We start from the raw sequence: 26,862 nt of genomic DNA, 5'->3' as shown, positions 1-26,862 counted from the left end.
TCAGGAGGCAGCGGAGCTCAAGCCCGCCACACCGCCTTCTCCACCCTGCCATTCCATGCGTGGTCTGGCGCGTGTGTCAGCGTGGTGAAGTCCGCGCCCTTATCGGTGAGCTGGGCCATCGTCCAGCCGGTGGTGCTGGCGGTGGGATTGGACACGTAGGAGGTGGCGGGAGTGTTCAGGATGTGAATGCCGCGATGCTGAAAGTGATCCCGATGGTGGATGTGGCCGTGGACATAAGCCTTCACCTGCGGGCGTGAGACGAGGAGCTCCCACAGCGGCTCGGAGTCTTCCAGCCCACCGGGGAAGTGCTTTTCCTCACCACCGAGGCGGGGATTGTGATGGGCGAAGACGAGTGCGGGCTTGCCGGGGTGCGCATCGAGCATGCGGCCCAGCCATTCGAGCTGCTCCGCGCCGAGCAACCCCTGCGCGACGATGCGTGCCTCCGCGCCCTGCCCCACGGTTTTAAGCGAATCGAGCAGAAAGAGATTCGCCTTGGCCAATGAGACGACGCCGACATGGCGCGAGACCACGGGCGGCTCCGCGGCTTTCTCCGCCTGCAGCACCTGGTAAAAGACATCACGGTCATCGTGATTCCCCAGCGTGAGGTGCACGGGCATGCCGGCCTCCCGCAGCGGAGCGATGAGCCGCGCGAAGTGCTCATAGTCGCCAGGCCGCCCGTTGCTCAAGGCGAGGTCCCCATTGATGACGACTGCCGCAGGCCGCCGCTCCTGCGCGACGAGCCAGGCCACCGTCTCCCGCAGGTGCGTGGGGATGGCCGCGCTGGCCGTGTGCCCGGCGGCGATGTGCGTGTCATTGAGAATGGCGATGCGGTCCGCATCCACCCGCTGCGCGTCTGCCGCATGAAGCGCCGGAGCGCAAACGACCGCGCCACCGAGCTGGGTGAGAAACGTGCGCCGGGATGGGGTGGAGAGATGGATGGGCATGGCTGGCGGGAGAGTACGGGAAATGGAGTGCCTTGGCGAGGGTGAAATGGAGCTGGTATTACGTGAGCATCGAGTTGCGGCTTGCCGCCAGTGCCAGCGTTCTCCACAATGGTATTCCCATGCTCGTCGATCTCATCTGCCACTTCTGGAGAAATGATCCTTCCCTCCCCTTCAAGGTGAAGCTTCATGACCTGGCCCTGCGGCATCTGCTGGCCGATGCCGCCGAGGCATACCGCGTATACGAGCTGATGGCCATCCAACGCCCCGGTGATGTGTGGAAATACATCTGGGTGGAGCTGCTGGACGTGCCTCCCTCGGTCCACGACTTCCGCAGTTGGAGAAAGAAGGACACCCAAGGCTCCCACAAATGGCCGGACAACTGGCTGCCGCTTGCCGACTTTGACCGCTGCTTTGACTGGGCCTACGATGACACCACTCCTGAATCCCGTTGCTGGCTGACCGCACGCGAAAGCCAGTCATTCAAAGACTGGGCAAGCGAGCTGTATGCCGAGGTGAAGGCGGCCCAGGCTTCCCTGCGAGAATCCACAGATCTTTTGATTCGCACGGAGCTGGCTTGTCTGGATCTGCGCCGCCATACCTATGACTTTGATGCCAAGACGCCTTTTGAGCTCACACGCTCCGACTACAAGAGCCGTACAAGGCCGTGCTTCCCCAAGGGCTTTTATGAAAAGCTGCGCGAATTGCTGAGCCGCGCCGAAGTCACCTGCGTCAGCTTCCTCGTGGACGATTATCAGGCTACCCGGCTGGCCTTCATGCAGCAACGTTTGCGTTCAAGCCCGGATCCTCTGACGCGTGCAAACCGCTGGCCGATCTGCATTTCCACAGAAAAATCGCAGGGTGCAGCGCCCTGGAACGCCGAATCTCTGGTCTTTTCCGAAGGCATTGGGTATGGGTTCCTGCTGGTTGCTAATCATGCGCCCGATTACTATTTGAACAGCGGCAGGTTTCGCTGGCTGCTGTGCGCCAGGGATGCAGGAGAGTTTCCCGGCTATCGCCGCACGGCAGGAGATGATTGGTGCCTCTATGAGGATCTAAGCTCTGAAGAAGAGTTTTCCAAGAAAAGCGAAGGGCGGCGCTGGATGCTCAAGGAGACTTGGAAGATCGAAGTCTGACCTCCTTCTGCTTTTATATACCATTCCATGGTGCAGGCTGGCTGGCCTCAAAGTTGCCTTGTTGCTGCGCAACAAGGTTCCGCTCCGCATCTCCCACACGTAACGAATCCCTCACAGCGCTCGTCGTTGAGGCGCTCTCCTGTTCCGCAGGAACAGGGCAACTTTCCGGCCTGCCATGCGCGAAGAGGGAATGGCAGCGGCGTGGTGACTGCCACCGCTCCCCTTCCCTCCCGCGACATGGGTTTGAACTCAGTCGTTGTAGGCGGCTTCGCCGTGCTCGGCGAGGTCGAGGCCCTGGTTCTCGTCTTCGGGGCTGACGCGCAGGCCCAGCGTGACATCGATCACCTTGAGGATGACGTAGCTGGCGATGCCGGAAAGCAGGATGGTGTAAAGCGAGGCAATGAGCTGCGTGACGAGCTGGCTGCCGATGTGGAAATCGCCCAGGCCGCCGGCGAAGGAGGTGGTGCCAAACACGGCCACGAGGATGGTGCCCACGAAGCCGCCGACGCCATGCACGCCGAAGACGTCCAGCGAGTCGTCGTACTTGAAGCGCTGCTTGAGCTTGGCGCAGGCCAGCCAGCACATGATCGAAGAAATGGCGCCGATGCAGAGGGCTCCCACGGGCCCCACTTTACCTGATGCCGGGGTGATGGCCGCGAGCCCGGCGATGGAGCCGGTGGCGATGCCGAGCACGCTGGGCCGGCCGTTGCGCAGCCACTCGATGAACATCCACACCACAGCGGCGGAGCTGGCGGAGATGTGCGTGACGACGAGGGTCATGGCCGCAGAGCCGTTCGCCGCGAGCTGGCTGCCCGCATTGAAGCCAAACCAGCCCACCCACAGCATGCCTGCGCCGGTGACGGTGAGGGCAAGGTTGTGCGGCATCATCTGCGCATGCGGAAAGCCCCGGCGCGGGCCGACCATAATACAAGCTACCAGCGCGGCCACGGCAGCGGTGATGTGCACGACGATGCCGCCCGCGAGATCGATCACGCCCGTGAGGCCGAAGAACGCGCCCGCCTTGTGCCAGACGCCGTAGCAGCACGGCACATAGACCACGAGGCTCCACACCACGCTGAAGATCAGGATGGCCTGGAACTTCATGCGCTCGGCAAACGCGCCGATGAACAGCCCCGGGGTGATGAGGAAAAACATCATCTGGTAGGCGAAGTGCAGCAGCTCCGGGATGGTGGGGCAGTCGCTGCGCACGGACGTGGGTGTGACGCCGCTGAGGAAGACTTTGCTGAAACCACCGACGATGCTGCCGCCGTCTGAAAACGCCAGCGAGTACCCCACGGCCAGCCAGACGAGGCTGAGCACGGCCGTCAGCGCAAAGCACTGCATCAGGATGGAGAGGATGTTCTTTGCCCGCACGAGACCGGCATAAAACAGCGCCAGGCCGGGGATCATCATGAAGAGCACCAGCGCGGTGGAGGTCAGCAGCCAGGCGGTGTCTCCGCTGTTGATGGTGGAGCCGTCGGCGGCATGGGCGGAGGTGGTGGCGAGCGCGGCCAGCGCGGCAAAGGCATGCCGTGCGGCCCCGCTCCCCGTGCGTTTCAGCAGGGATGGGGTCATGGTTGGTAGGTTGGTGCTTGAGCCTTGGTTGGAGGCTGGTTGGGGGGCCGATGCTAACCAAACAGCCCCCGCAGACAAGAAAAAACCACCGTTCCATGGCACGTTTCTTGCTCTATTTCTGCTTCCCATTGCTGGTTTTCACCCCAGTCAGCTTTGCTGTGCCCTGATTCAGCAACCAGGCAGAAGACGATGCTTTTAAGCTGCGGGTTGCTGAGGTGGAGCACGGCGGTTCGGGGCGGTTTTTGAGAGGTCGCCTAGGCGGGCGGAAAAACATCTCCCGCTCCCCGTCCAAGGGAACCAGCAAAACCAACGAAACCGGGGTTTCGGAGGTTTCGGAGGTTTTGATGGTTCATTTAAAAAGGGGGAGTGTTTTTTTTACTGGCCTGCGTGTGGCAGGACTTGGGATTGCGGAGCACAGGAACAGGGCGGCTTTGCATCCATTTTCCATCTCAAGGTCACTGACAGAACTGACACAACCCGGTTGCGTCAGTTCTGTCAGTTTTGTCAGTGCATATAAAAAGGGGGAGTTATTTTTCCTGACCTGCGGGTGTGGCAGGAGGGCTGGCACAAAGCAGCCTTGTTGCTGTGCAACAAGGTGCAGCTCCGCATCGCCCACGCTTCACGAGGAATCTCATGCCCCTTATGGTTGCGGCGCGCTCCCTGTTCCACAGGAACAGGGCAACTTTGCCAGATGCTGCCCACCTGAGGGGTTTCGTCGGTGTGTTTTGCAGGGAAGAATATTTTTTCTACCGCCACCACATCGAGAAGCAGAAGGGAGGTTTCGGGGGTTTTGATGGTTTTGAGGGTTTTGAGGGTTCGTTTTGAGAGGGGGAGTTATTTTTCCGCCCTCCCAGGTGGAGGTCGGCTGGAGGTTTTGGAGGTTCCTTTTGGGAGGGTGAGAATATTTTTTCTACCCTGCGGGCATAGTTGGGATAGCTGGGAAGAGCTGCTTTCTTGGAACAAGAACCACCCTGCCGCACAGTCATGGGCCAGCTTTTCAAATGCTCTGGCAGCCAGCTACTCATGCACTACCCTCCGCCCCATGATCTGGGAGAAACTGAAGGCGCTGATAGGCATCGAGACAAAGGAGCCAGTGGTGTTCAATGAGGAATGGATCGCCCTGCTGCAGCAGAATGTACCGCTGTATGCCCACCTGCCTGAGGAGCTGCGGCTGCGACTTCACGAGAGGATCGCGCAGTTCATCTCCACCATCCGTTTTGAAGGCTGTGGCGGGCTGGAGCTGACGGAGGCCATGATCCTCACCGTGGCAGCGCAGGCCTGCCTGCTGGTGGTGCAGCGCACGGGGAGACCTTATCCGAAGCTGAGCGCGGTATACCTCTACCCCACCACCTTCAGCTCGGTAAGCCAGCTCAGAGATGCCCACGGCATCGTGAGTGAGGGAGAAGTGCACCGGCTGGGGGAATCCTCCCACTGGGGCACCGTGGTGCTGGCCTGGGATTCCGTGACTCACGGAGCACGCTATATTCACGATGGCGACAACGTGACCTTCCATGAGTTTGCCCACCAGCTGGACCATGAGGACGGTCCCACCGATGGAGCACCCTCCCTGTCCAGCGGTGCCGCCTACCGCACGTGGTCCCACGTTTTCCATGACAACTACGCCGACTTCCTGGAGCGCACGGAGGAGGGCACCGAGAAGGTGCTGGATGCCTACGGCGCCACCAATCCTGCGGAGTTCTTCGCCGTGGCCACTGAGACCTTCTTTGAGAAACCGCACAAGCTGTACAATGAGCGGCCGGAGATGTACACAGAGCTGGCCAGGTACTACCGTCTGGATCCACGGAAATGGATTGAATCACGGTAGGTGGGTTTCACCTGTTTGACTTCGTCTATCTCCGCTGCGCTACGGTTCATCAAACCCAGGCTCTCTAGTTAGTCTGCTGTCCTTCACCCCTGGTAGGCAGGCAGAAACCGTAGCGCAGTGAATTCAGCCAGAGGAACAAAGTGAGGCCATGCCCGTGATAATTACCAGTGAATATCATGCGATAGCATCTACTGGCACGTCATTCAGGACCCCTTGAGTCATGCCACTACGGGAATCCCCACGTGTAAAAAACACTCCCCCTTTTTAAATGAGCCTCCAAAACCTCCGAAACCTCCAAAACCCCTCGGTTGGGGGCAGCGTCTGACAAAGCTGCCCTGTTCCTGTGGAACAAGGAGGCGCGCCGCAACCGCAAGGCGCATGAGGTTTCCTAAGAAGCATGGATGATGCGGAGCCGAACGTTGTTGCACAGCCACAAGGCAACTTGGGGCATGCAATTCTTCACCTGGAGCGATGAAAAAAAGGCTCCCTCTTTCAAAACGCACTGACAGAACTGACACAACTGACTGAACCCTCCCCCAAGCGGGTTGCAGCGCTTCGCAAAACTCATTTCCGTTTAGCAGGCTGCTTCTTGCTCGAAGATCGTGGGCTCCGACGGCGGCTGGCTGAGGACAGCCAGCCCTACCTGCGCTGGATATGAGAGCGCCCAGCGCGAGGTAGGGCGGCTTGTCCTCAAGCCGCCGCGAGCGTCGCCACGCTCGCTTTCCAGAAATCCGTTTCGCAAAACGCCATGCCGCGAGGCCACCAAGCATCTCGCCACTCACCCAGCCCTCCGCCATTCCCCTGCTCGCAGCTCATTGCAGCACCACGCATCCCGGTTGCGCGTGGGCCGTTTCCCGCCCACATCTTCCGCCACCACGGGGCCCATCCCAATCGACGCCTCCGCACCACCCTACCCACCGCAGTCACCATGAAACGCTCTTCATTGTCCTTCACCCTGTCCGCCGCACTCCTGCTTCTCATGACCAGCTGCGAGAGCGGCAAGAAGTCCGAGCCTGCTTCACCATCCGCCGCCACTCCGGCCATCAGCGGTACGCCATCCACCGATGGCATGATCTCCACCCCGAGCGGGCTGCGCTACAAGGTGCTGGCGTCCGGGCCTGCAGACGGGCGCTCTCCCACGCTGTATGACTCCGCCACGGTGCACTACAAGGGCACGCTGACCAATGGCACCGTGTTTGACAGCTCCTACGAGCGCGGTGCCCCCGCCACCTTTGGCGTGAACCAGGTGATCCCCGGCTGGACAGAGGCGCTGCAGCTCATGAAGCCCGGCGACCAGTGGCTGCTCTACATCCCCGCCAATCTGGGCTACGGCCCCCAGTCCATGGGCGACATTCCGGCCAACAGCGACCTCATCTTCCAGGTGCATCTGATTCAGGTGCACGGCGCAGGCGTGTAGTCAGGCAGGCCCGGCTGGCCTTGTTTCGGTTTTTTCCAAAAGCTGCCCCGTTGCTTCGCGACTCTGCATGAGGAACTGGATAGATTGTTTCAGCCAGTGTCACAAAACCGCGAGCTCATGCATTCGTCGGCAAAAGCGAGGCCAGCTGGCGCGCTTCCCTCTGAGGTGAGAAGCTGAAGCGTGCGGCTTGAAGAGTGACGATTGCAGCCTAAATTGCCTGTGATGATCAGCGCAGAAGAACTGGTGGGCGACGAGTGGGCCGAATGGTATCGGCTTACTCCGGCTCAACGCTGGACAGAGACAACGCGGTTGTGGCAGACCTATCTCTCACTAGGAGGCACCCTTGATCCCGAACCCGATACGCAAAGTCCTTTCTTCGATGCGCGAGCACCACGTCCAGTGCCTGCTGATGGGCGGCCAGGCCTGCGTGTTATACGGCGCAGCGGAGTTTAGCCGCGATACGGATCTCGCCATCCTCGCGAGCGAGGCGAACGCCGAGCGACTCCTGACTGCTCTCGCGGCCTTGGATGCCGAAGTCATCGCTGTGCCCCCGTTCCTGCTTCACCATCTTGATGCTGGACATGCAGTTCACTTTCGCTGCCGCCACCCCGATGCGGCCGGGATGCGGGTTGACATCATGTCTCGTATGCGAGGAGTCGCTGATTTCAGCGCGCTTTGGGATCGGCGCACCACCTTGGAAATGGACGATGGCACCCTGTGTGATCTGCTTTCACTACCGGATCTCGTCCGGGCAAAAAAAACCCAACGTGACAAAGACTGGCCCATGATTCGTCGGTTGGTGGAGGCAAACTACTTTGCCAATCAATCCACACCGACCCCTGAACAACTCGCCTTTTGGTTTCAAGAACTGCGCACCACGACATTGCTGTGTGATCTTGCCCAATCACATCCGGCCCTCGCCAAGGCTGCCACGGAATCACGCGCATTGATCCAACATGCCATAGCAGGAGATGAACAGGCTCTGTCAGCAGCGCTGGAAGACGAAGAAAGGCAGGAACGACTTCAAGACCAGGCCTACTGGCAGCCTTTGAAGAAAGAACTCGAGCGACTGCGCCGGGAACAATGAGGAGAAAGCGCCCCTCACTTCCCCTCCCACAGCTTGATGGAATCGATCTGGCAGGTGCCGAAATCGACGGCTTTGAAGTCGATCTGCGCCTGGCCGGTCATGTCGATGTTCTTGCTTTCAAAGACATGCTTCTTGCCGTCGATCTTGAGAAGGAGGGTGCCTTTCTTCAGCTCGATGACCACGTCATGCCATTGGTTCAGCGCAAAGAGCGGCTCCGCCACGGGCAGGGTCTCCACCTTCTTTTTGATCGCCAGTGTCGTGGCCTTCTCGCTGAAGCTCAGGGTGTGGATGTGGTGACCCAGATCGAAGAGCGGAAAGCCTTTCTGGTAGGTCGTGGCATCATAGCGCACCCGCATGGCGCAGACGAAATTCTCCGGCACCTTCTTGAGCCAGATGACGGGCTTCAGCCCCGCGTGGGAGGGATCGGCGCTGGCCTTCTTCTTGTCCTGAAACTCCTTGGACGAAGGGCTGCCGGTGAGCACGCCGTCCTTCACCGCCCACGTGGTGCTCTGCCGCACCTCCCAAAACTCCGTGTTCAGCGGGCCGTCAAAGTTGTCCGAGTACACCAGCTTCAAATTCTGAAACAGCTCCGGCTTGTATTCCGCATCTCCCGTCTGGGCATGGGACATGGGATGGCAGGACGGTGCAAGTAAAGGCAAAACACAGGGCGGCAAGACGAAGAGGCGTGGTCATGAGGGCGAAAACGCGGGGCATGCGAGGAAATTGCAGCCGGATCACGCGCTTGACACATTAGGACATTTGTCCTAATTCGGCGGCATAAGGCCCGCATGAGCGCCCCGACCACACGAGACCGGATCATCGAAACCGCAGACCGTCTGTTTTACCAGAAGGGCTTCGAATACACGTCCGTCGCGGACATCGCGGCGGAGGTGCAGATCACGCGCGGAAATCTGACCTTCCACTTCAAGACGCGGGACGACATTCTGGAAGCCGTGATCGACCTGCGGCTGCGGCGCACACGCGGCATGCTGGAGCAGTGGGAGGCCGAAGGCTGCACTGCGGCGGAGCGCATCAGCAGCTTCATCAACATCCTCATCATGAACCGCGCAAGGATCCTGCTCCACGGCTGCCCGGTGGGCACGCTCTGCACGGAGCTGGCCAAGCTGGAGCACGCCGCGCTCGCGCATGCGAACAAGATCTTCGGCCTCTTCCGTGACTGGTTGAAACGCCAGTTTGAGCAACTCGGCTGCGGCGGCGAATCCAGGGCGCATGCGATGCACCTGCTGGCCTGGAGCCAGGGCACCGCCACTCTGGCGCAGGCCTTCCACGATGAGTCCTTCATCCGCGCGGAAGTGCATCGTGTGCATGCGTGGCTCGCCGGCCTGGGCACGCGGCCCGCCCGCCGCAGCAAACGCTGATCTTTCCCTCTTCAAACCCCACACCTCACTCCACTCTCATGTTCATCGTCTTCCTCAAGTTCACGGACAGGAAAAGCCAGGCCGGCCAGTTCATGGACGGTCACAAGGCCTGGCTCAAACGCAGCTTCGCCGAAGGCGTCTTCCTGCTGGCGGGCAGTCTTGAGCCCGGTCTCGGTGGCGGCCTCCTCGCGCACCAGACCACGCACGCCGCACTGCAGCAGCGCGTGAACGAAGATCCCTTTGTCGCCGAGGGCATCGTGACCGCTGAGATCCACGAGCTCGATCCCGGCATGGCTGATGAGCGTCTGCAATTTCTCGTCTCCTGAACCTCCATGAGCCTGACCCACACCTCCACCGACGATGGCAAACAACGCTGCCACTGGTGCGCCTCCGCACCGGAATTCCCCGCCTACCACGACACCGAGTGGGGCTTCCCCGTGGCGGATGACCACCGGCTATTTGAAAAGCTCTGCCTGGAGGGATTCCAGTCCGGACTGAGCTGGCGCACCATCCTCGCGAAACGCGAAAATTTCCGCCGTGCCTTCCATGACTTTGATTTCGACCGCGTGGCACGCTTCACGGAGAAGGACGTGGCGCTCCTGCTTCAAGACGCTGGCATCATCCGCCATCGCGGCAAGATCGAGGCCGTCATCAACAACGCACGGCGTGCGCAGGAGCTGGTGAAGCAGGAAGGCTCCCTCGCCGCCTTTGTCTGGCGCTATGAGCCGGATGCCCGGACACTCGCAGAACCGCAGACCGCGTCCACCTCGGCGGCATCCGTCGCGCTTTCCAAGGAGCTGAAAAAGCGCGGCTGGAAATTCGTCGGCCCGACGACGGTGTATGCCTTCATGCAGGCGATGGGTCTCATCAATGACCACGCGGAAGGTTGCTTCATCCGCGCCAAGGTGGAAAAGGCTCGCAAAGTCTTCCGCCGTCCCCATAGCTGAGCCTCCATGCCTTACGACACTTCACTTGCGGATCGCATCACCGATCTGCTCACCGCCCGACGCCTTCGCTTCACTACGAAGTCGATGATGGGCGGGCTGTGCTTCATGGTGAATGACAAGATGTGCCTCGGCGTGACGCAGGCACGCCTCATGGTGCGGCTGGATCCTGCCGTGGAGGCCGAGTCTCTGAAACGCCCTGGCTGCAGGCCGATGGACTTCACCGGCAGGCCCATGAAGGGCTATGTCTTTGTGCATCCGGAAGGCTACGAATCCGAGCAGGATCTGCGTCATTGGGTGGACCTCGCGCTCGCTTTCAATCCCAAGGCCAAGGCCTCGAAAAAACGCGCCCCTTCATCGAAATGAGCACCCGCGCCATCATCGCACGCGCCCTGCCCGACCTCTCTGCCGAGGAGCTGGGCACGTGGATGCAAGACCACGGCTTCAACACCGCGCACGCCCCACGCGTGATCCGCAGTCTGCTGGCTGCGCAGCCGCCGAAAACGCGCACCGATTTCCTCTGGCCCGAGAAGCTGGAGGAGCAGCTCAATACCGCCTTTCCCACCGCCGCCGCCAGCCTCGCCATGCGGCAGGTGTCTGAAGATGGTACGGCCAAGCTCCTGCTGCGCCTGCATGACGGCCGCACCGTGGAGTCCGTGCTGATGCCGGACTTCCACCCGGACCGTGCAGCGGGCTGCATCTCCAGCCAGGTGGGCTGCGCCATGGGCTGTGACTTCTGCGCCACCACGCAGACCGGCTTTGAGCGCAATCTCACCTCCGGCGAAATCGTGGAGCAGTTCATCCACCTGCGCCGCGAGGCACGCGCCGCCGGCCGCACGCTGCGCACCATCGTCTTCATGGGCATGGGCGAGCCGATGCTGAATCTCAAAAACGTGCTCGCCGCCGTGCAGCGCATCGCCGCGCCCACGCTCGGTGCGTTTGGCTGGCGGCAGATCACCATCTCCACCGTGGGCATCGTGCCCGGCATTGATGAACTGCGCGAGGCGGATCTCGGCGTGCATCTCGCGCTGTCTCTGCACGCGCCGGATGACGCCACGCGTGCCGACCTGCTGCCGATGGGCAAACGCTTTGATGTGCAGGACGTGCTCGCCGCCGTGGACCGCTACCAGGCCAGCAGCGGCCGCATCACCACCATTCAGTACTGCCTGCTGGATGGCGTGAACGATTCCCTCGCGCAGGCCCGCGATCTGTCGCGTCTGCTGGATGGACGGCGCATGCATGTGAATTTGCTGCGCTACAATGCCACCGGCCTCAGCCTGCGTGGCCGCACCTATGCGCCGAGCAGCCTGGAGCAAACGGAAGCATTCCTCACCGAACTCCGCGCCCATGGCACCGTGGCCCATCTCCGCCGCGCACGTGGGCCGGACATCGATGCCGCCTGCGGGCAGTTGCGGAAGCGCGAGGCGGCGCATACTTCTGCAAGCTCATGAACCCCGTGCAAGGCTTCCATCTCATCACGCCGGATGATCTCACCTGGCGTCTGTCGAATCTCATGCGCATCCCGAACGCGGATTTTCTGGAGCGCACTGGCAGCGAAAACATGGGCGCACGCCTCTGGCGCATGCCGCCCATGAGCGCGAACACCCTGCACAAGCACCTCCGCGCCGAGGAGTTTTATTTCGTCCTCGAAGGAACGGGCCGCATACGCGTGGGCGATGAAACACTCACCGTGCCCAAGCATGGCGGCGTCCATGTCGGCCCGGATCAACTGCGCCAGGTGTTTAACGACACCGCCGAAGAAGTGCTCTGGCTCATCATCGGCGCACCCGAGGAAACCGAATTTCTCCCCGGTGCCACGACCAAGCCCGACCTCTCGCTCATATATCCCACCGATCCCAAGCAACTGCCCAAGGAACTCGCAGGCGCGCAGTGGCCGCCAACGGTGTGATATAAAATACCAGGCATGAAGTGCACTCGGTTAAGGCCTGTCGTCGTGAGATGGAGCGCCGCATGCCAAAGCGCCCTTGGAGCGCGGACTTCCAGTCCGCAGCACTCCGCGTGCATCCAAGCCTCCGCACATTCCTTCAGCATCGCAGCCTCCAGCATCATCCTGGTTTCCATACGCCGGGCCGAAAAGGTCCCCTTCTGCGCGAGCAACCTGCTGCGGACTCAGGAGGTCCGCGCTCCTGGAATCTTTCTGCTCGCGGTGTCAAATTCAGCGATGCATGCTCTTAACCGAGTGATGAGGCCGCAGCTAAAAGTCCATGGTGAGTTGATCTTTCTCGCCTGGCCTCCGCCGTCGATTCTGAAGACGCTTGCCTTCAGGCACCAAACCAGCGTAGGCGGTCCAAGGCATCCTGGTCTTATCGGGCAGTGGCATTTCGGTCAGCCATGAGTTCCAGACATCATAAAGACTGAACAAGCCGGTCGTAAAACACCGCCCCATATCCTTGGGTCGCTGCTCATACACATTGGGATCATAACGGATGACCTGAAGATCGCTGCTGGTGCAGTCAACACAGTGAAGAATTCCGCAACCGGCATCAAGAAGGGGAAGCAGAGAGGGCGGCCAAAACCAGGACGGATAGCGCTTGTTCATGTCCACACGGCCCCGATAGGTTCTTGCCAGGCCAGTCTCAGAATCATCGGCTGACAAGGTTCCATAGAATGGGCCGACCCGCCCGCCACCGACTTCGGTGTATAATCGGGTGATAAACGGTGGCGGAGTCAGTCCCATCAACTCGGCAGTTGCAGCCCATTCAGTCACACTGACCGGCGGTGGTATGTCCAGCTTGATGAATCCTCCCGTCGCGGACAGGAGGCCGGTCGTCAGTTGCCGGCCCTGTGAATTCAGCTTTTCAACACTGCCTGCTATGAGCTGATCTGCGTCCATTTTGAAAGTCGTTTGGTGCTCATTGGACAAACATGGTTCGATTCTGCGCACCTGTGCAGAGCCAGGGCCTATATGCCACAAGGGCAAAGGTTTTGGCAAGATGGAAGGCTGGAGACACCGGCAAAAAGGCCTGGAGAGTCTGCAGCCGACTCTGATTGCCTCGCCGCCCTTCCTGCGGCAGGAGTGAGGCAGTGAACCTTCCCCCCGACCCACGTCCTGCCTCTCCATCCGTGACATGGATGACTCCCGCCCAGTGCAAAACGATCGAAGCCGCAGGCACCAACGCGCATCGACTCGCCTCAGGCCCCGGCGGCTGGGTGGAGCGTCTGGGAGATGACGTGATCCTTTCCTACAAGAGCGACGACGCCCGTGATTTACTGGCCGCCGGGCTGGCCACGTGGTGCACGAATTCCGGCTGGCAGCCCGCGCGCGTCTTCCACCGCTTCCTGCCTTTGAAGAACGCCGACCGCGTCTCGCCCGTGCTGCACAGCGGCGATGCCTCGCTGCCGCTCACCACGGTGGTCACAGAAGCCGGCATTCGCTACGGCCTCGACATCGGTGCCAGCTACAGCCACGGCCTGTTTCTGGATCAGCGCCTCAACCGCGCCAAGCTGCACGCGCTGAAGCCCAAGCGTGTGCTCAACACTTTTGCCTACACCTGCAGCTTCTCGCTGGTGGCCGCGCTCGCAGGCGCGGAGACGCTGAGCGTGGATCTGTCCCGCAAATCGCTCGATCGCGGCAGACAAAATCTCGCGCTCAATGGCATCGCAGAAACAAAGCACCGCTTTGTGGCAGATGATGCCGCAGAGCTGCTGCCCCAGCTCTGTGTTCGCGGCGAGCGCTTTGACGCCATCATCCTCGATCCGCCCACCTTCTCCCGCAGCAAGAACGGCCGCCGCTGGCAGGTGGAGGATCACATTGAAGACCTGCTCGATGCCGCGCTGGAAGTGGCTGCGCAGAAATGCGCCATCCTGCTTTCCACAAACTGCACCAAGCTCGATCTCGCCAGCCTGGAGCGTAGCGCCCGCTGGTGTGCGAAGGGCAAGCGCCGCACCGCCGACTACCTCAAGCTCGGCACCCCCATGGACTTCCCACCCGGCCACGGCTCCAGCACGCTGTGGATGATGCTGCGGTGATGGGAGAATGTGCCATCTGCTAACAGCGCGAGAGCGTCTTGGAGTGCGGTGGCATAGCGGCAAGGGCAATACCCTTGCCTCGACGACACCGCTTTCGCGGGGTTCAATAGGTTCTTCGGCCTAAGCCTGTCGTCCGGCCCGCGAAGGCGGCGTCGCGCCCAGGCTTGCCGCACGCACTCCAAGACGCTGTCGCGCTCTCGCGGAGCGAGAGGACTACTTTGTTTGCCACTACCAGCCCAGCGCCTTCAACTTCTCCCCCATCACCTTCGCGATGGCGTCATTCCCGGCACCATCGGGATGCACGCCATCTTTGAGCAGGGATGAATCGGGCACGACTCCGAAGAGGCTGACAAACTCGCACTTCATTTCAACCGCAAGCTTCTCAAACGCAGCGCCGAGTTCACGCAGCTTGGCCTCGCGTTCTTTAGCGATAGGCTTCGTCGGCCCCAGCGCAGCCTTGTTGATATTCGAGGGCCCCACGAGCAGCACCGGCAGTTTCTCGCCATAAGCCGCACGCGCTTTCACAATCATCGACCGCACATTCGCCACCGCCTTGGGCACACATGGCGGCGTGATGTCGCGTGAATCATTCATGCCAAGCGCGATGACGAGCGCGTCTGCCTTCGCATGGAGTGTGAGCATCGCCTCAAACTCTTTGAGCGAACTCGTCGGCCGCCCGCCTTTGCCTTCATTGATCAGCGTCAGCGCTCCCGCCGACTGCTGCTGCACCTGCGTCACCCAGAGATGCCCGCGCTCCTCCTTGGGCAGGGCTCCGCCGGCGGTGATGGAATCCCCAAACACGATCACCGTGTGAGGTGTGGGACTCTGAGCGAAGATCCCAAGGCTCAGGAAAAAAAGGATGAGGAGGAGGCGTGGCATGAGGCCTTCACTTTAAACCGTCCGCGCGAAATACTGCCCGAAATAACAAAAAGCCCCCACCGCCAGATGAGAGCCGCAGGTGGCGTAAAACGTGCCCGGTGCATCCGCACGCCGCACCATGCCACCGCGTCCCAGCGTCGTCCCGCTGAACAGTCCCAGCGCGCCGGCGGCGAGCATGAAGAGACCGAAGTTTGCTGCCATCTGGACGTTCTCAGGAGTTGCCATGAAGTACGATCACCGCAGCCACCGCAAACTGGCAACCCAAAAGGTCGTGAATACAAAACCTCACACCGCCTGTAACGGCGTCGCGAGCCTCACGTAGTCCGGCCGGTCCGAGGCATCGCGGTAGGTGTGGCCTTTGATCACCTGCCCATGATGCAGCAGAAACGCCCCGTGAAGCTGGAGCGGATCGCCCTTGATCCGCCCTGGCAGATGGCCTGCCACGGTGGACTTGAACCAGGCCCACAGCACGCGCGGACCTATGAGCTGTAGCATGCGACCCCGCTGCAATTGCGTGCAGATCGCGCCGCTCACTTCCCCCACGATTTATTTTCCATCAGCAGCCTTATCCGCAGGCTTGTCCGCAGGCTTCTCGGCAGCAGTGTCGGTTTTGACAGCAGGCACTGCGGGCTTGGGAGCGGTGAAAATCACCTTGGGGACGCGGACTCCCGTCCACCGATCATTCTTGGTCTTGAAGGGTCTGGGGGCTCGGTTGCTGACTTTTTGGCTGCGCATGCCTTCCGATACTTTTAAAAAGCCCAATTTGCAATGCGCGCTTCAAGCCATTGCGCACACGCAGGCGTTTCTTGAAGGCCTGCGCGGGCCGTGCTTTGCTCCCGCATCATGGCACTCCCCTACCCCACCCTCATTCCCGGACTCCGCAGCCCTTTCGATCAAGTGAACGGCCTCGTCTATTTCGGCCGCATGCTGGACAAGATTCGCCTCACCGCCGCAGGCAAGCTGCCCGAAGGCTGGCAGCCCATGCGTGGCGCTGCGAAAGGCAGCTTTGACTGGCGCTGCTGCGAGTTCCTCAAGATCGACTACACCGCACTCGAAGCCGAAACGCTCAAAGGCGGCAGCGATGAAAGCCTGCTGGCCTGGGCCTATGCGACAGGCCGCCAGCCCACCGAGCAGGAGATCGAAGTCTGGAACGCCTTCATGACCAAGCGCGGCTGGCGCGATGCCGGCACCCAGCGCCTGAACGAACGCCTCGAAGAAATCGGCCTGCCACCCGGAACGGTGCAGACCATGTTTGAATACATCGAGATCGACGAAGGCCGGCTGGTCCCTGGCGCGAAGTGATTCTCCTCACGCCATCGCGATCACCGCGCTCTGCGCCGTGGGCGGCAGCGGATGAAACTCCGCATCGCGGAAGCCGGCCGCCGTGAGCATCTGCTGATACTCGGCGAAGGTGTAGGCATCGCCCTCCGGCGTGGTGCCGAGCATGACGAGACTGAAGCTCGCAGCGGGCGGCGGGCTGACGCGATCTGCATTGGGCACGAATTCCACGATCACCACTTTCCCGCCCGGACGCAGCGCTGCATGCGCACGTTTTAGAAAGCGCGTGCAATCCTCGATATTGAAGTGATGCAGGAAATTCGGCACCAGCACGACATCGTAGTCGCTCCCGAGATCCACGGTGAAGGCATCGCCTACGATCTTGCTGAAGCGGTCCGCAATGCCCGCTGCCTGCGCGTTTTCCTCCGTCACAGCCAGCACGGACTCCCAGTCCAGCGCCACGAGATGCGCACGCGGATTCTTCAGCGCAACGGCGATGCCATAGGCCCCATGACTGGCTGAGATGTCCAGCACCCGGGTGTCGCGGGCTGGGTCCAGCGGCACGAGCTCCGCCGCCCCTTGCGAAGTGGGTGCCATCATCGGCCCCATGGCGCGGGCAAATTCCACCCAGGCCGGATGATCCGCCGCCGTGGTGCCCTCCTCCGTCGTGTGCAGCCGCCCGCGACGAATGGTGGAGGCGAGATCGGTGAAGGCTTCCGTCAGACCGGGAGCGAACAGAAACTTCACGGCATCTCCCATGTAAGCAGGAGAACTTTCCACCAGGAAAACCGCTGAAGAGGGCGTGAGCGTGTAAGACGCCCCCTCCTTCGTGAGAAATCCGAGAATCGTCAGGTTGTCCGCCAGGATGCGGATGCCGCGCTGCGGGCACTGGCAGAGCGTCGCGATCTCCGCAGCAGTCGATGGAGTATTGCCAATGGCGGCGAACAAACCCAGATCAATCGCGGCCTTCAAGGCCGCCGATTTCTGAAAGGCGTTGATCGTTTCAAAGAAGAGCTGGGGAGAGGGGGCTGAGGATATTTCAGACATAATAAAAGACAATATACGAGAGAGAACGTGGCTGCCACCCTAACGCCATCTTCTCCCGAAAACGCCCGGCTAAATAAAGTTTTAGTGGCCATGGAAGGCACACGCTCGCATCATCCTATCTGACCGGGTCCAAGAAATGCTGAAGGTGAACTTGCAGCCTTGGTTCCGTTCTATTCAAGGCTCAGTCGCATCCTTATATATCACGCCATCATGGAATCCCCCGCCCCTGAAAGCCAGACCAAGCCGCCGGTAAGCCGCCACGTCCTTTTCTGCCTTTTGCCCCATTCTCTCTTTGTCATGCTGGCCTTGGGTGTTTGGGGCGGCGGCTGGTGGCTGCTGCTGCCGATTGTCTTTTTGCAGGTCGCACTGCCTTTGCTGGACTGGATCACCGGCTGGCAGGATGACGCTCATTTTGACAAGTCCGAGTTCACCCCAGCACATCTGGCCGTGCTGCACTGGAACACCCGCCTCTACGCTTTGTTCTACATGGCCTCGGTCGTCTGGCTGGCCATGTCCCTGGATCGTTTCAATGCCATGGAAATTGGCATCCTGATCGCCTCAGCAAGCCTTCTGGGCGGCATTGGTTTTGGCGCGGCGCATGAGCTGCTGCATGGGAAGGACGCGCTCGATCAAATCACGCAGCGGCTGCTCACCACCTTCTTGTTCTACCCACACTACAAGCTCATTCACATCCGCAGCCATCACGTCCACGCCGGAACGGATCAGGATGAGAACACCGCCTGGATGAACGAAAGCATCTACTCCTACATCTTCCGCACCATTCCCGGCAGCATGATCCGTTGCTGGAAAATGGAGGCACGCCGCTGCAATGGTGAGGGCCTGCTGAAGAACAAAATGCTCATCTACGCCCTGGGCCAGGTGGCGCTCCTGACCGGCCTGTTCCTGGTTTCAGGACCGAACGGAACGCTGTTTTATCTGGCTCACATTCTTGGCGCACACATCGTTCTGGAGTCGGTCAATTACATCCAGCACTACGGCCTCATGCGCCAAAAGACGGACGGTGAATATGAAAAGACCGGACCGGAACACTCCTGGGACACCTACCACTTTTTCTCCAGCTACATCACCTACCGCGTCGGCCACCACTCCTACCACCACATCGCGGTGAAGCCGTACTACCTCCTGGACCCGGAGCCCGAGGCCCCCAAGCTTCCGGTGGGTTACTTCTGGGCCATCGCCATGGTGCTGCTGCCCCCATGGTGGCGCCATGTGATCAATCCCAAGCTGAATGTAGCGGCTGCTGCGCCGGCCGCCTAGCTGACGACCTTCTTCACAAAGCAGGCCTTCAGGCCGATCGCGATCCCGTCCATCTTGCAGGAGATCTCGTGGTCGCCGTCCACCAGACGGATGGGCTTGGATTTGGTGCCGACTTTGAGCACTTCATTGGAGCCCTTGAGCTTCAGATCCTTGATCATCGCCACGATGTCACCGTCCGCGAGCACCGCACCGTAGGCGTCTTTCACCACGCGTTCAGCTTCCGGCTCGTCTGCCGCAGCCTCCTTCGGCCACTCGTGGCCGCAGGTCATGCATTCATAGCGGTCGGCGTGGTCCAGGACATCATTCATCTCGCACATCGGGCAGGCAGGTTGGCTCATAGGCAATGACCAAACACTTCGCGGGCATGAAACTCAAGTGCTGACTTAAGTTCGGCAATTTCAGCGCATGAACTCGCCAAATTTACTCGTTACCTTGCGCCCATGAACATCCGCCCCCTCCTTGCCCCTTTCCTCCTCATCAGTGCTGCGGCTTTTGCAGCTGACCTTCCCAAGATCCCTTCCAAGCCCATCGCCGAAAAGAAGGAACTGCTCTTCTCCGATGACATGAACGGCAGCGAGCACGACAAGCGCTGGCACCGCGTGGTGGACACCTTCGTCTTTGAAAACAACGCCCTCAAAGGCACGCAGACCCGCGTGAAGGACCAGCCCTCCAAGGATGGCAAGTCCGTCATCACCGCGCATGCCGCCGTCTACGGCCTGGAAGTCCCCACCAAGGACACCGTGATCGAGGTGAAGATGCGCTTCGACGGCTGCACGATGATGGATGTGGAATTCGACGACCGCAAATACACCGCCGCCCATTACGGCCACCTCTGCCGCGCCCAGGTGCGTCTCGACAAGGTGACCATCATGGATGAGCGCGAAGGCAGCCAGAACATGATCATCAAGGAACTCCGCAAGGACCCCGCCAAGAAGGACGAAGTGAACAAGCTTATGGCCGGCAAGAGCGCCACCTTCCCCGTGAAGCTGGAGCAGAACAAGGAATACACCGTCGTGGTGGAAACCGTGGGCGATGAAATGCGCGTGAGCATCGATGGCAAAGCCGTCGCCTTCCTCAAGTCCGCTGGCATTGGTCACGAAACGAAGTCCAAGATCGAACTCGGCGTCGCCGGCCAGAGCGGCTGGTTTGACGACATCAAGGTCTGGAACGCCGTTCCCGCGAAATAAGCAAAGTCCAAAAATCTCACGAAGCGCGGGGTGCAGCACCTCGCGCTTTTTTTATGCTCATCACCACGCGGTATCCCAGCAACAGCGCCAGCACCACCGCGAAGAAGAATGGATAAGTCACATCCGACTTCACGATGATCCAGTAGTGCAGCACACCACCGATAGTGATGTAATAGGTGAGGCGATGAAGCTGCGCCCAGCGCGGGCCTCCGAGCTTCTTGATCATCGCATTGGTGGAGGTGACAGCCAGCGGCACCATCAGCAGAAAGCTGAACATGCCGATGGCAATGAAGGGCCGCTTGTACACGTCTCCCACCACGGTTCCCAGCTGCCAGTCACGATCATAGGCCAGATAGGTGAGCAGATGCGCGAGTCCATAAAAGAACGCATACAGTCCCAGCAGGCGGCGCTGCTTGAGCAGCCAGTTCCAGCCATAGATTTTCCGCAGCGGTGTCACCAGCAGCGTGAGCATGAGGAAGAACAGCGTCAGCACACCCGTGGCCCGCGTGACGAACTCCACTGGATTCGCCCCCAGCTTTCCGCGCCAGCCGTCAATCAAGATGAGCACGGCGGGCAGCAGGCCATTGAAGACAAAGAGCTGCCGGTGAAATCGTGTGTCTGCGCTGAAGGTCATACAGGTCAAAAATCCACGCTGAGGTCCATGCCCTTGTAGAGATGCGCCACCTGCTCCGCGTAGCCGTTGAACATGAGCGTGGGCCGCGATCCCATCTCGCCAATGCGCCGCTCATGCGCCTGCGACCAGCGCGGGTGATCCACCTTGGGGTTCACATTGGAGTAGAAACCGTACTCCCCCGGATTGGCCAGACTCCAGGTGGTGGGCGGCTCGCGGTCCATCAGCGTGATCTTTACCACCGACTTGATGCTCTTGAAGCCATACTTCCACGGCACCACCAGCCGCACCGGCGCACCGTTTTGATTCGGCAGCGTCTTGCCATACAGTCCCGTGGCCAGCAGCGTCAGCGGGTGCATGGCCTCATCCAGCCGCAGACCTTCCACATAGGGCAGATCAATGCCCGCATAGCGTGAGTCCGGCATCTGCTTGATGTCATAATAAGTCTCAAACGCCACATGCGTCGCCGCACTCAGCGGTTCCACCAGGTTCAATAATTTGGACAGCGGAAACCCCACCCAAGGGATGACCATCGACCATCCTTCCACACAGCGAAAACGGTAGGTGCGCTCCACGGATTCAAACTTGAGCAGGTCCGCCAGATCAAAGGTGCGCGGCTTCTGCACCAGCCCGTCCACCTGCACGCTCCACGGATCCGTCACAAAATTTTTCGCCTTCGCAGCCACCTCGGATTTGTCCGTCGAAAACTCGTAGTAGTTGTTGTAGCCCGCGATGTCGGTGAACGAGTTCACCTTCTCATCCGCCGCCAAAGCCGTCTGCAACGCAGGCTCCGCCACCGTGGCGATGGCGGCTCCCGTATTCGCCACTTCGGGCCGTGGGCTGAAGGTGCGGTACAGCCCCGCCGTGGCCAGTGTGGAGCCCGCCCAGATGGCGGACTTGATGAAGAAGCGCCGGTTGAGAAAAGTCTCCTCAGGTGTGACCTCGCTGGAGGGAATGTGGGAACGATCTTTCATGGCTGACAAAGCATGCAGTTCCAGGTGTGAGGCGCAGGCGGCGGTTCTATTCCCGCACAACGAATGCCAACTGGCAAGTTGCATCCGCCACCATCATCTCGCAGGCTTTGCCCTTCCATGTCCCTCCTCGAACGCCTCTTCTCCATCGGCCCGGTCCGCAAAGCCATCTGGCAGCTGTGGTATCCCTACCTCACACGCCGGTTGCGCAGCGAAGAAGTGCTGTTTTTGAACTACGCCTTTGAAACCGATCCGCCCGTGGGCTTGAAGCTCGACCCCGCTGACGAACCGAATCGCGCCTGCATCCAGCTCTACCACCACGTGGCCACGCAGGTGGATCTGCAGGGCAAAAACGTGCTGGAGGTGAGCTGCGGCCATGGCGGCGGCGCCGCCTGGCTCACCCGCACGCTGCATCCTGCCAGCTACACGGGGCTCGATCTCAATCCCACCGGCATCGCCTTCTGCAAGAAGCGCCATCAGGTGCCGGGCCTCCGCTTTGTGCAGGGAGATGCGCAGTCCCTCCCCTTCCCTCCGCAAACGTTTGATGCGGTGATCAATGTCGAAGCCTCACACTGCTACCCCGACTTCCCCGGCTTCCTGGCCAAAGTCGCGCGCGTGCTGAAAACGGGCGGTCACTTCCTCTACGCCGACTTTCGCTTCCGCGATCAATGGGCCGAGTGGGAGCAGGCCATCGCCCAATCACCGCTCGATATCGTGCAGACCCGCGACATCCGCCCCGAGGTGCTGCGTGGCATGGAAACCAATGCCGCACGCAGCGAGGCCCTCATCTGCCAGCGCCTGCCCAAGTTTCTGCACTCCCTGGGCCGCGACTTCGCCGGACTGCCGGGCGCGCGTGTGTATGAGGCGCTGAAGTCTGGCGAGCTCTCCTACCGCTCCTGGTGCTTTCGCAAGCCGTGATCAGGCCCCGATGGCCAGCCAGTTGAACTCCACGGAAAACACCCTTGATGCATCCCACGTGGAGATGACCGCCTGAAAGCCGAACTCCGTGACATTCACTGCTTTCACCGTGATGCGCGAGCTTTCCCGCCGATCCATGTCGAAACCCGTGAGGCCGAGATGCACGACAGGGATGGTCGAAAAGGGTGAATCAAAAACGACATCCAGAACAAAACTCCTTGGTTCCGCAAAGTCCGGATAAACCACGTCAAGCGTCCAGCCTGGAGTGAGGATTCCGACACCGACATTGGCCGACAGGACTTTCCAGGGAACAGTGGATGAATACATGCGGCCAAAGTAGAGCAGCATCCGGGCCGGACACCACCCTCATTGTTGTCACACTGAAAATCAGGCGACGTCACGCCAGCACTTCCAGCAGCGCTTTCTGAATATTGTTTTTCCCGGACTTCGGAAACGGACGCGGCATCGGCTGCGCAATTCCGTTTTCATCGATCGTCCGGCAGCGCAGTTCATACTTCCCTGCCGCCAGCTTGATGGGTTTGGCCGTCCAGCGGCACAGCGTGTGTCGCAGCGGCCACTGGCGCGGCTTGCGCGTCACCGGATCAAACTGCACCGGGTGCAGCGGCGCTCCTTTGAAGCCTGCAATGCCGCTGCTATCAAACGGCACGATCTGCGCCTCCTGCCACGGCGCCTGCGTGAAATGCGGATCGTTTGCAGGCAGCGGCTCATTCACATTGCGCAGCCAGTACTGCACCTCCTTGAGACCTGAGATGCCCACCTGCGCATTGCCATGCAGTGTCAGTTCATCTTTCGCGCTGAGTTTGTCCGGCAAATCGCCAAAACGCGCGAAGGTCTTGAGCCACGAGTTGATGTCGTTGTTGCCGTTCGCGTAGGTGTCGTCGGACTGATGCGCATTCGTGAAGCCGATGCGCTGCAGCCACTTCACCGATTTGAAACCATAGGCCTCCGGCACAATCATGCGCACCGGCCCGCCGCGCTCACCGGTGAGAAATTCGCCATTAAGCTTGTAGCAGAGCATCACCGGCAGCTCTCCCGGCGGATCTTCAAAGACGCGGTTTATCGGCAGGTAGCATTTGAAGATCTGCTTCGGGTCCTCGTTGTGGTGGCCGTGATACCAGACATGGCGCAGGTTTTCTACCGGCCCGCACTGCCACAGCACATCGCGCAGCGGCACGCCCTCCCACAGACCATGCCCCAGCGGATCGGAAAGGTTGTTGCAGGTGATGACCTTCAAATAACTGACCGCCTTCGTCTTCGCGATCTCCATGAGTTTCTCAAACGTCAGCGCCGTGCCGTCGCTGCGCAGCATGGGCCGCTCGATCTTCGCGTTGCTTGCCGCATCAGCGATGACTTCAAGCTGCCACGTCTCTCGCACCATGCCGATCTCCCGCTGCTTCTCGATGGGCAGTTTGTACGGCAGCGGATTGCCACGCTCCACATTGTAAAAATCCCCCGAAGGCGTGATGCAGCAGCCGCCTTCCTCACAAACGGGGCCTGCTTTCTTGCCTGCGGCCTGCAGTTCCGCGTGAGTCGTCAGCACCGCAGCGCCTGCGGTACCAAGCTTGAATAAATCACGACGGGAGATTGCTCTGGCCTTCATGCCGGTGATTTAAACCCGGGCGACTGGCGAAAGACAAGCCCTCAATCTGGCAGCCTGTTGGCCGCAGGCGCAGGAGGCGCAGCGCCTTTCACCGTGACGCCGTTGCCTGCGTTTTCCAGGGTGGGATCAAAGGCAAATTCAAAGATGGCCCCGTCCAGCTTGTTGAGGAAGTACTCCTGCAGCAGATCGGCATCGTCAGAAAACATCGCCTCCAGCCAGGCCCGGCTTTCAGCATCGCCGAGTTTGCCAAATCCGATATTCAGCATGCCGTGCTCCTGCCCTCTGGCGGCCTTGATAGCCTCCATGCGCTTTTCCAGCTCGTTCTGAAACTCGGGCGAGTCCATCAATTGCTCAAAGCGCTTCATCAGCGGGGCCAGCTCTCCGCTCTTGTCCATCTCCTCAGGCGGAACGTCTTTGTAGCGGCGGATGAAGTCATCCACCTTGCGGCGCACAGCTTCAGACACCTGCCTGGGCCGGTAATGCTTGGGCTTCGGCTCTTCCTCTTTGGGAACCGTTTCCGCACTCGCCGCAGGAGCAGCAGGCTTTACAGTGCCCGGCTTCTCAACCACCACGGAAGGCTTGGGTCTGGCTGGCTGCCAGTTCAGCCACACCAGCGCAAAGAACACCCCCGAGGCCAGCAGCAGCACAAGGTTCCTGTTCATAAGCTGTGAAGCGGATTATTTCGTCTGAAAATACCCGCGCTGCTTCGCGCTGATGGGCAGGCCCAGCTTTTCCATGACCTTGAGCATGTCCTCCCACACGGCGCGCTTGGCACGAATGCCGTCGCCTGTTTGCTCTTCCCGCAGCAGGTAGGAAGGATGGTAGGTGACCATGGTCGGAATGCCGCCAGTGCTGTGAAACTTTCCGCGCAAACCGCCGACCGTACCAGGAATGCCGAGCCCCTCTGCTGCCGTGGCACCCAGGGCCACGATGACCAGCGGCTTGATGAGATCAATTTCTGTGAGGACGAAGGGCACGCAGGCGCGCATCTCCTCGGCGGTGGGCTTGCGGTTGCCACTGCCCTGGTTGTCCATGGCAGGACGAAATTTGCAGATGTTGCTGATGTACACCTTCCGGCGTTCGAGCCCCATGGCCTTGATGATGGCGGTAAGTTTCTGCCCCGCCGGCCCCACGAAAGGCTCGCGCAGTTTTTCTTCCTCCGCTCCGGGGGCTTCACCAACAAACATCAGCGATGCCAGCGGACTCCCCACGGCAAAGACCATCGTCTTGCGCAGGCTGCTCATGGAAAGCGCAGGCTCCCACGTCTCCGCCATCGCGCGCAATGCCGCGAGCTTTTCTTCGATCGTCTCCCCCGCCACTTCGAGCAGTTCCGCCTTCTTCGTTTCCGGCGGCGGCGTCTCGCGCAGGATGCGCGCGGCAGGCGCAGGTGCCGCAGCCAAAGATCGGGACGGCTCAGGCGCGGGAGCCGCACGCACCACGGGTTCACGTACGACAGGCTCACGCACGACTCCCCTCAGCCTGTCCATCGTCCCCGGACGCAGCGCGACGTGCGTCTTCCCCAGCATCTGGCGCTGCTGAAGGTGCTGTTTGAGGAGTTGAGAGGCGGCGGACATGTTTAAGCATGACGAATGCAGAGATTCAGTCATTCGTCATTCTGATTTCGTCATTCGTCATTGCTTCCGGGAGAGCCGCATGTCCATCCACACCGCAAGAATCAGCACCACGCCGCGCGCGATGAACTTCCGCTCCGGCGGCACGGACATCAGCGTCATGCCATTGAGCAGGCAGGCGATGATGAGGGCACCGAGCAGCACTCCCAGCACATTGCCACGCCCTCCGCGCAAGCTGACACCGCCGATCACACAGGCCGCCACCGCATCGAGCTCCATCAGATCTCCCACGGTGGTTGTGGATGAGCCAGCGTAGGCCGTCTGCATGAAGCCCGTGAGTGCCACGATGGCCCCCATGCCGCTGTAGGCGGCGATCACGCTGCGTTTCATCGGCACCCCGGAAATCAGGGCCGCCTCCGCGCTGCCGCCGATGGCATACAGGTGTCTGCCCAGCGCCGTGTGCTGCGTCACCGCGTACACGATCAGTGTCACCCCACCAAGTATGAGTGAAGGCAGCGGAATGCCGCGAAACTGCCCCGTGACGAGCACAAACAGCGCGATGGCCTGCGCGGTGATGAAAAGGCGCATGAAGGCCATCTCCTTGTCCTCCACCGCAAAACCATGTTCCAGGCGGCGTTTGCGCGCACTCAGCGTGGTGAACACCAGCGCGAGCACAAGCCCCGCTGCCAGCAGCCAGCCCAATTGCACCGGCAGGTAGTAGGTGGTGAGCAGCGAGTACAGGTTGCTCTGTCCGCCCGGTGCCACCGGCACGGTGGCATTGTCGATCACCAGCCAGAAAAGACCTTTGAAAATCAGCAGCGCTCCGAGCGTGACAATGAAGGCAGGCATGCGCTCGCACACAATGAAGGCCCCCATCGCCATCCAGATTAAAACCCCGCAGAGAAATCCCACCCCCAGCGCCGCAGGCGCCGGCAGGTGATAATGAAACACCAGCACACTCGCGATGCCACCCAGCAAACCGACCCCGCTGCCTGCGGACAGATCAATGTGCCCCGGCAGCAGAATGAGCAGCATGCCCATGGCCAGGGTGGCGGTGATCGAAAGCTCGGTCACAAGCATCGACAAATTGCGCGCTCCCAGAAACGCCGGCTCCTTGATGGCAAAGAACGCACAGATCGCGAGCAAGGCGATGGCGATGGGCAGTTCTCGAAAGCGGAAGTTCACAC

32 protein-coding genes are annotated in these 26,862 nt (G+C 60.6%); 15 read left to right on the top strand and 17 right to left on the bottom strand.

Annotated elements, in window-relative coordinates:
* Positions 1-17: 17 nt before the first annotated feature.
* A complete protein-coding gene (locus AC24GY_RS04175) occupies positions 18-944 on the bottom strand; it encodes a metallophosphoesterase (RefSeq protein WP_487680550.1) in 927 nt (308 codons plus the stop codon).
* Between the two features lie 62 nt (positions 945-1,006).
* Here AC24GY_RS04175 and AC24GY_RS04170 point away from each other — a divergent pair, with 62 nt between their 5' ends.
* A complete protein-coding gene (locus AC24GY_RS04170) occupies positions 1,007-2,077 on the top strand; it encodes a hypothetical protein (RefSeq protein ID WP_487680548.1) in 1,071 nt (356 codons plus the stop codon).
* A 249-nt stretch (positions 2,078-2,326) separates the two neighbouring features.
* Here the strand turns inward: AC24GY_RS04170 and AC24GY_RS04165 are convergent, their stop codons facing one another.
* Entirely contained in the window at positions 2,327-3,652 is a 1,326-nt protein-coding gene (locus AC24GY_RS04165) for an ammonium transporter (protein WP_487680546.1), read from the bottom strand.
* A 1,042-nt stretch (positions 3,653-4,694) separates the two neighbouring features.
* Between AC24GY_RS04165 and AC24GY_RS04160 the strand changes: the two genes are divergently transcribed.
* The 3 genes from AC24GY_RS04160 (at position 4,695) to AC24GY_RS04150 (ending at position 7,981) form a co-directional block, all read left to right on the top strand.
* Complete coding sequence (locus tag AC24GY_RS04160) at positions 4,695-5,477, top strand: M90 family metallopeptidase (RefSeq protein ID WP_487680544.1); 783 nt, start codon at positions 4,695-4,697, stop codon at positions 5,475-5,477.
* A 928-nt stretch (positions 5,478-6,405) separates the two neighbouring features.
* The gene (bamJ, locus tag AC24GY_RS04155; protein ID WP_487680542.1) at positions 6,406-6,894 is read left to right on the top strand and encodes a BamJ family beta-barrel-assembly machinery protein; all 489 of its coding nucleotides are present in this window, start codon (positions 6,406-6,408) and stop codon (positions 6,892-6,894) included.
* A gap of 343 nt (positions 6,895-7,237) precedes the next feature.
* The gene (locus AC24GY_RS04150) at positions 7,238-7,981 is read left to right on the top strand and encodes a hypothetical protein (protein WP_487680540.1); all 744 of its coding nucleotides are present in this window, start codon (positions 7,238-7,240) and stop codon (positions 7,979-7,981) included.
* A gap of 14 nt (positions 7,982-7,995) precedes the next feature.
* Here AC24GY_RS04150 and AC24GY_RS04145 read toward each other — a convergent pair whose 3' ends face one another.
* A complete protein-coding gene (locus AC24GY_RS04145; RefSeq protein ID WP_487680538.1) occupies positions 7,996-8,610 on the bottom strand; it encodes a hypothetical protein in 615 nt (204 codons plus the stop codon).
* 159 nt (positions 8,611-8,769) lie between these two features.
* Between AC24GY_RS04145 and AC24GY_RS04140 the strand changes: the two genes are divergently transcribed.
* Genes AC24GY_RS04140 through AC24GY_RS04115 form a run of 6 tightly spaced genes read left to right on the top strand, consistent with a single transcriptional unit; the run spans position 8,770 to position 12,213 of the window.
* Positions 8,770-9,360, top strand: coding sequence for a TetR/AcrR family transcriptional regulator (locus tag AC24GY_RS04140; protein ID WP_487680536.1), 591 nt, complete (start codon positions 8,770-8,772; stop codon positions 9,358-9,360).
* 38 nt (positions 9,361-9,398) lie between these two features.
* A complete protein-coding gene (locus tag AC24GY_RS04135) occupies positions 9,399-9,686 on the top strand; it encodes a YciI family protein (RefSeq protein ID WP_487680534.1) in 288 nt (95 codons plus the stop codon).
* Between the two features lie 6 nt (positions 9,687-9,692).
* Positions 9,693-10,307, top strand: a complete 615-nt coding sequence (locus tag AC24GY_RS04130; protein ID WP_422315476.1) for a DNA-3-methyladenine glycosylase I — start codon at positions 9,693-9,695, stop codon at positions 10,305-10,307.
* A 6-nt stretch (positions 10,308-10,313) separates the two neighbouring features.
* On the top strand, positions 10,314-10,670 hold the full coding sequence (locus AC24GY_RS04125) for a TfoX/Sxy family protein (protein WP_487680532.1): 357 nt from the start codon (positions 10,314-10,316) through the stop codon (positions 10,668-10,670).
* Entirely contained in the window at positions 10,667-11,755 is a 1,089-nt protein-coding gene (gene rlmN / locus AC24GY_RS04120; protein WP_487680530.1) for a dual-specificity RNA methyltransferase RlmN, read from the top strand. Before AC24GY_RS04125 ends, rlmN begins: the two co-directional genes overlap by 4 nt.
* Positions 11,752-12,213 (top strand): cupin domain-containing protein, encoded by a 462-nt coding sequence (locus AC24GY_RS04115; RefSeq protein WP_487680528.1) that lies wholly within the window; start codon positions 11,752-11,754, stop codon positions 12,211-12,213. Before rlmN ends, AC24GY_RS04115 begins: the two co-directional genes overlap by 4 nt.
* 306 nt (positions 12,214-12,519) lie before the next feature.
* Here AC24GY_RS04115 and AC24GY_RS04110 read toward each other — a convergent pair whose 3' ends face one another.
* A complete protein-coding gene (locus AC24GY_RS04110; RefSeq protein WP_487680526.1) occupies positions 12,520-13,158 on the bottom strand; it encodes an SMI1/KNR4 family protein in 639 nt (212 codons plus the stop codon).
* Positions 13,159-13,397: 239 nt separating this feature from the next.
* Here AC24GY_RS04110 and AC24GY_RS04105 point away from each other — a divergent pair, with 239 nt between their 5' ends.
* A complete protein-coding gene (locus AC24GY_RS04105) occupies positions 13,398-14,294 on the top strand; it encodes a class I SAM-dependent methyltransferase (RefSeq protein ID WP_487680524.1) in 897 nt (298 codons plus the stop codon).
* Between the two features lie 228 nt (positions 14,295-14,522).
* On the opposite strand, the gene AC24GY_RS04100 is transcribed toward AC24GY_RS04105, so the two are convergent.
* The 4 genes from AC24GY_RS04100 to AC24GY_RS04085 are packed head-to-tail and all read right to left on the bottom strand — an operon-like array spanning position 14,523 to position 15,908.
* Positions 14,523-15,173 (bottom strand): SGNH/GDSL hydrolase family protein, encoded by a 651-nt coding sequence (locus AC24GY_RS04100; protein WP_487680522.1) that lies wholly within the window; start codon positions 15,171-15,173, stop codon positions 14,523-14,525.
* A 12-nt stretch (positions 15,174-15,185) separates the two neighbouring features.
* Entirely contained in the window at positions 15,186-15,398 is a 213-nt protein-coding gene (locus tag AC24GY_RS04095; RefSeq protein ID WP_487680521.1) for a hypothetical protein, read from the bottom strand.
* A gap of 60 nt (positions 15,399-15,458) precedes the next feature.
* Complete coding sequence (locus AC24GY_RS04090) at positions 15,459-15,668, bottom strand: hypothetical protein (protein ID WP_487680519.1); 210 nt, start codon at positions 15,666-15,668, stop codon at positions 15,459-15,461.
* Between the two features lie 51 nt (positions 15,669-15,719).
* A complete protein-coding gene (locus AC24GY_RS04085) occupies positions 15,720-15,908 on the bottom strand; it encodes a hypothetical protein (RefSeq protein WP_487680517.1) in 189 nt (62 codons plus the stop codon).
* A 108-nt stretch (positions 15,909-16,016) separates the two neighbouring features.
* Between AC24GY_RS04085 and AC24GY_RS04080 the strand changes: the two genes are divergently transcribed.
* Positions 16,017-16,475, top strand: a complete 459-nt coding sequence (locus AC24GY_RS04080; RefSeq protein ID WP_487680515.1) for a DUF5069 domain-containing protein — start codon at positions 16,017-16,019, stop codon at positions 16,473-16,475.
* Between the two features lie 6 nt (positions 16,476-16,481).
* On the opposite strand, the gene AC24GY_RS04075 is transcribed toward AC24GY_RS04080, so the two are convergent.
* On the bottom strand, positions 16,482-17,498 hold the full coding sequence (locus tag AC24GY_RS04075; protein ID WP_487680513.1) for a methyltransferase: 1,017 nt from the start codon (positions 17,496-17,498) through the stop codon (positions 16,482-16,484).
* A 210-nt stretch (positions 17,499-17,708) separates the two neighbouring features.
* Here AC24GY_RS04075 and AC24GY_RS04070 point away from each other — a divergent pair, with 210 nt between their 5' ends.
* Entirely contained in the window at positions 17,709-18,776 is a 1,068-nt protein-coding gene (locus AC24GY_RS04070; RefSeq protein ID WP_487680511.1) for a fatty acid desaturase, read from the top strand.
* On the opposite strand, the gene AC24GY_RS04065 is transcribed toward AC24GY_RS04070, so the two are convergent.
* Entirely contained in the window at positions 18,773-19,114 is a 342-nt protein-coding gene (locus tag AC24GY_RS04065) for a zinc ribbon domain-containing protein YjdM (protein ID WP_422315502.1), read from the bottom strand. The genes AC24GY_RS04070 and AC24GY_RS04065 overlap by 4 nt on opposite strands.
* 102 nt (positions 19,115-19,216) lie before the next feature.
* Between AC24GY_RS04065 and AC24GY_RS04060 the strand changes: the two genes are divergently transcribed.
* Positions 19,217-19,963 carry a hypothetical protein gene (locus AC24GY_RS04060; protein WP_487680509.1) on the top strand — a complete coding sequence of 249 codons (747 nt, stop codon included), beginning with the start codon at positions 19,217-19,219 and terminating at the stop codon, positions 19,961-19,963.
* 16 nt (positions 19,964-19,979) lie between these two features.
* Here AC24GY_RS04060 and AC24GY_RS04055 read toward each other — a convergent pair whose 3' ends face one another.
* On the bottom strand, positions 19,980-20,597 hold the full coding sequence (locus AC24GY_RS04055) for a protein-methionine-sulfoxide reductase heme-binding subunit MsrQ (RefSeq protein WP_487680507.1): 618 nt from the start codon (positions 20,595-20,597) through the stop codon (positions 19,980-19,982).
* Between the two features lie 5 nt (positions 20,598-20,602).
* Positions 20,603-21,568, bottom strand: a complete 966-nt coding sequence (msrP, locus tag AC24GY_RS04050) for a protein-methionine-sulfoxide reductase catalytic subunit MsrP (RefSeq protein WP_487680505.1) — start codon at positions 21,566-21,568, stop codon at positions 20,603-20,605.
* 117 nt (positions 21,569-21,685) lie between these two features.
* Here msrP and AC24GY_RS04045 point away from each other — a divergent pair, with 117 nt between their 5' ends.
* The gene (locus AC24GY_RS04045) at positions 21,686-22,483 is read left to right on the top strand and encodes a phthiotriol/phenolphthiotriol dimycocerosates methyltransferase (protein WP_487680503.1); all 798 of its coding nucleotides are present in this window, start codon (positions 21,686-21,688) and stop codon (positions 22,481-22,483) included.
* Here AC24GY_RS04045 and AC24GY_RS04040 read toward each other — a convergent pair whose 3' ends face one another.
* The 5 genes from AC24GY_RS04040 to AC24GY_RS04020 form a co-directional block, all read right to left on the bottom strand.
* Entirely contained in the window at positions 22,484-22,810 is a 327-nt protein-coding gene (locus AC24GY_RS04040) for an H-type lectin domain-containing protein (RefSeq protein WP_487680501.1), read from the bottom strand.
* 70 nt (positions 22,811-22,880) lie between these two features.
* Positions 22,881-24,104 (bottom strand): molybdopterin-dependent oxidoreductase, encoded by a 1,224-nt coding sequence (locus AC24GY_RS04035; protein WP_487680499.1) that lies wholly within the window; start codon positions 24,102-24,104, stop codon positions 22,881-22,883.
* Positions 24,105-24,145: 41 nt separating this feature from the next.
* Positions 24,146-24,766, bottom strand: coding sequence for a hypothetical protein (locus tag AC24GY_RS04030; RefSeq protein WP_487680497.1), 621 nt, complete (start codon positions 24,764-24,766; stop codon positions 24,146-24,148).
* Between the two features lie 15 nt (positions 24,767-24,781).
* Positions 24,782-25,678: a uracil-DNA glycosylase gene (locus AC24GY_RS04025; protein ID WP_487680495.1), complete on the bottom strand. Its 897-nt coding sequence runs from the start codon at positions 25,676-25,678 to the stop codon at positions 24,782-24,784.
* A 57-nt stretch (positions 25,679-25,735) separates the two neighbouring features.
* Positions 25,736-26,860, bottom strand: coding sequence for a sugar ABC transporter permease (locus AC24GY_RS04020; protein ID WP_487680493.1), 1,125 nt, complete (start codon positions 26,858-26,860; stop codon positions 25,736-25,738).
* Positions 26,861-26,862: the final 2 nt, after the last annotated feature.

It is taken from the genome of Prosthecobacter sp. Pr1 (assembly GCF_057652315.1).
The sequence above is the reverse complement of the archived record's forward strand: the minus strand, read 5'-3'. Positions and strand labels throughout refer to the sequence as shown.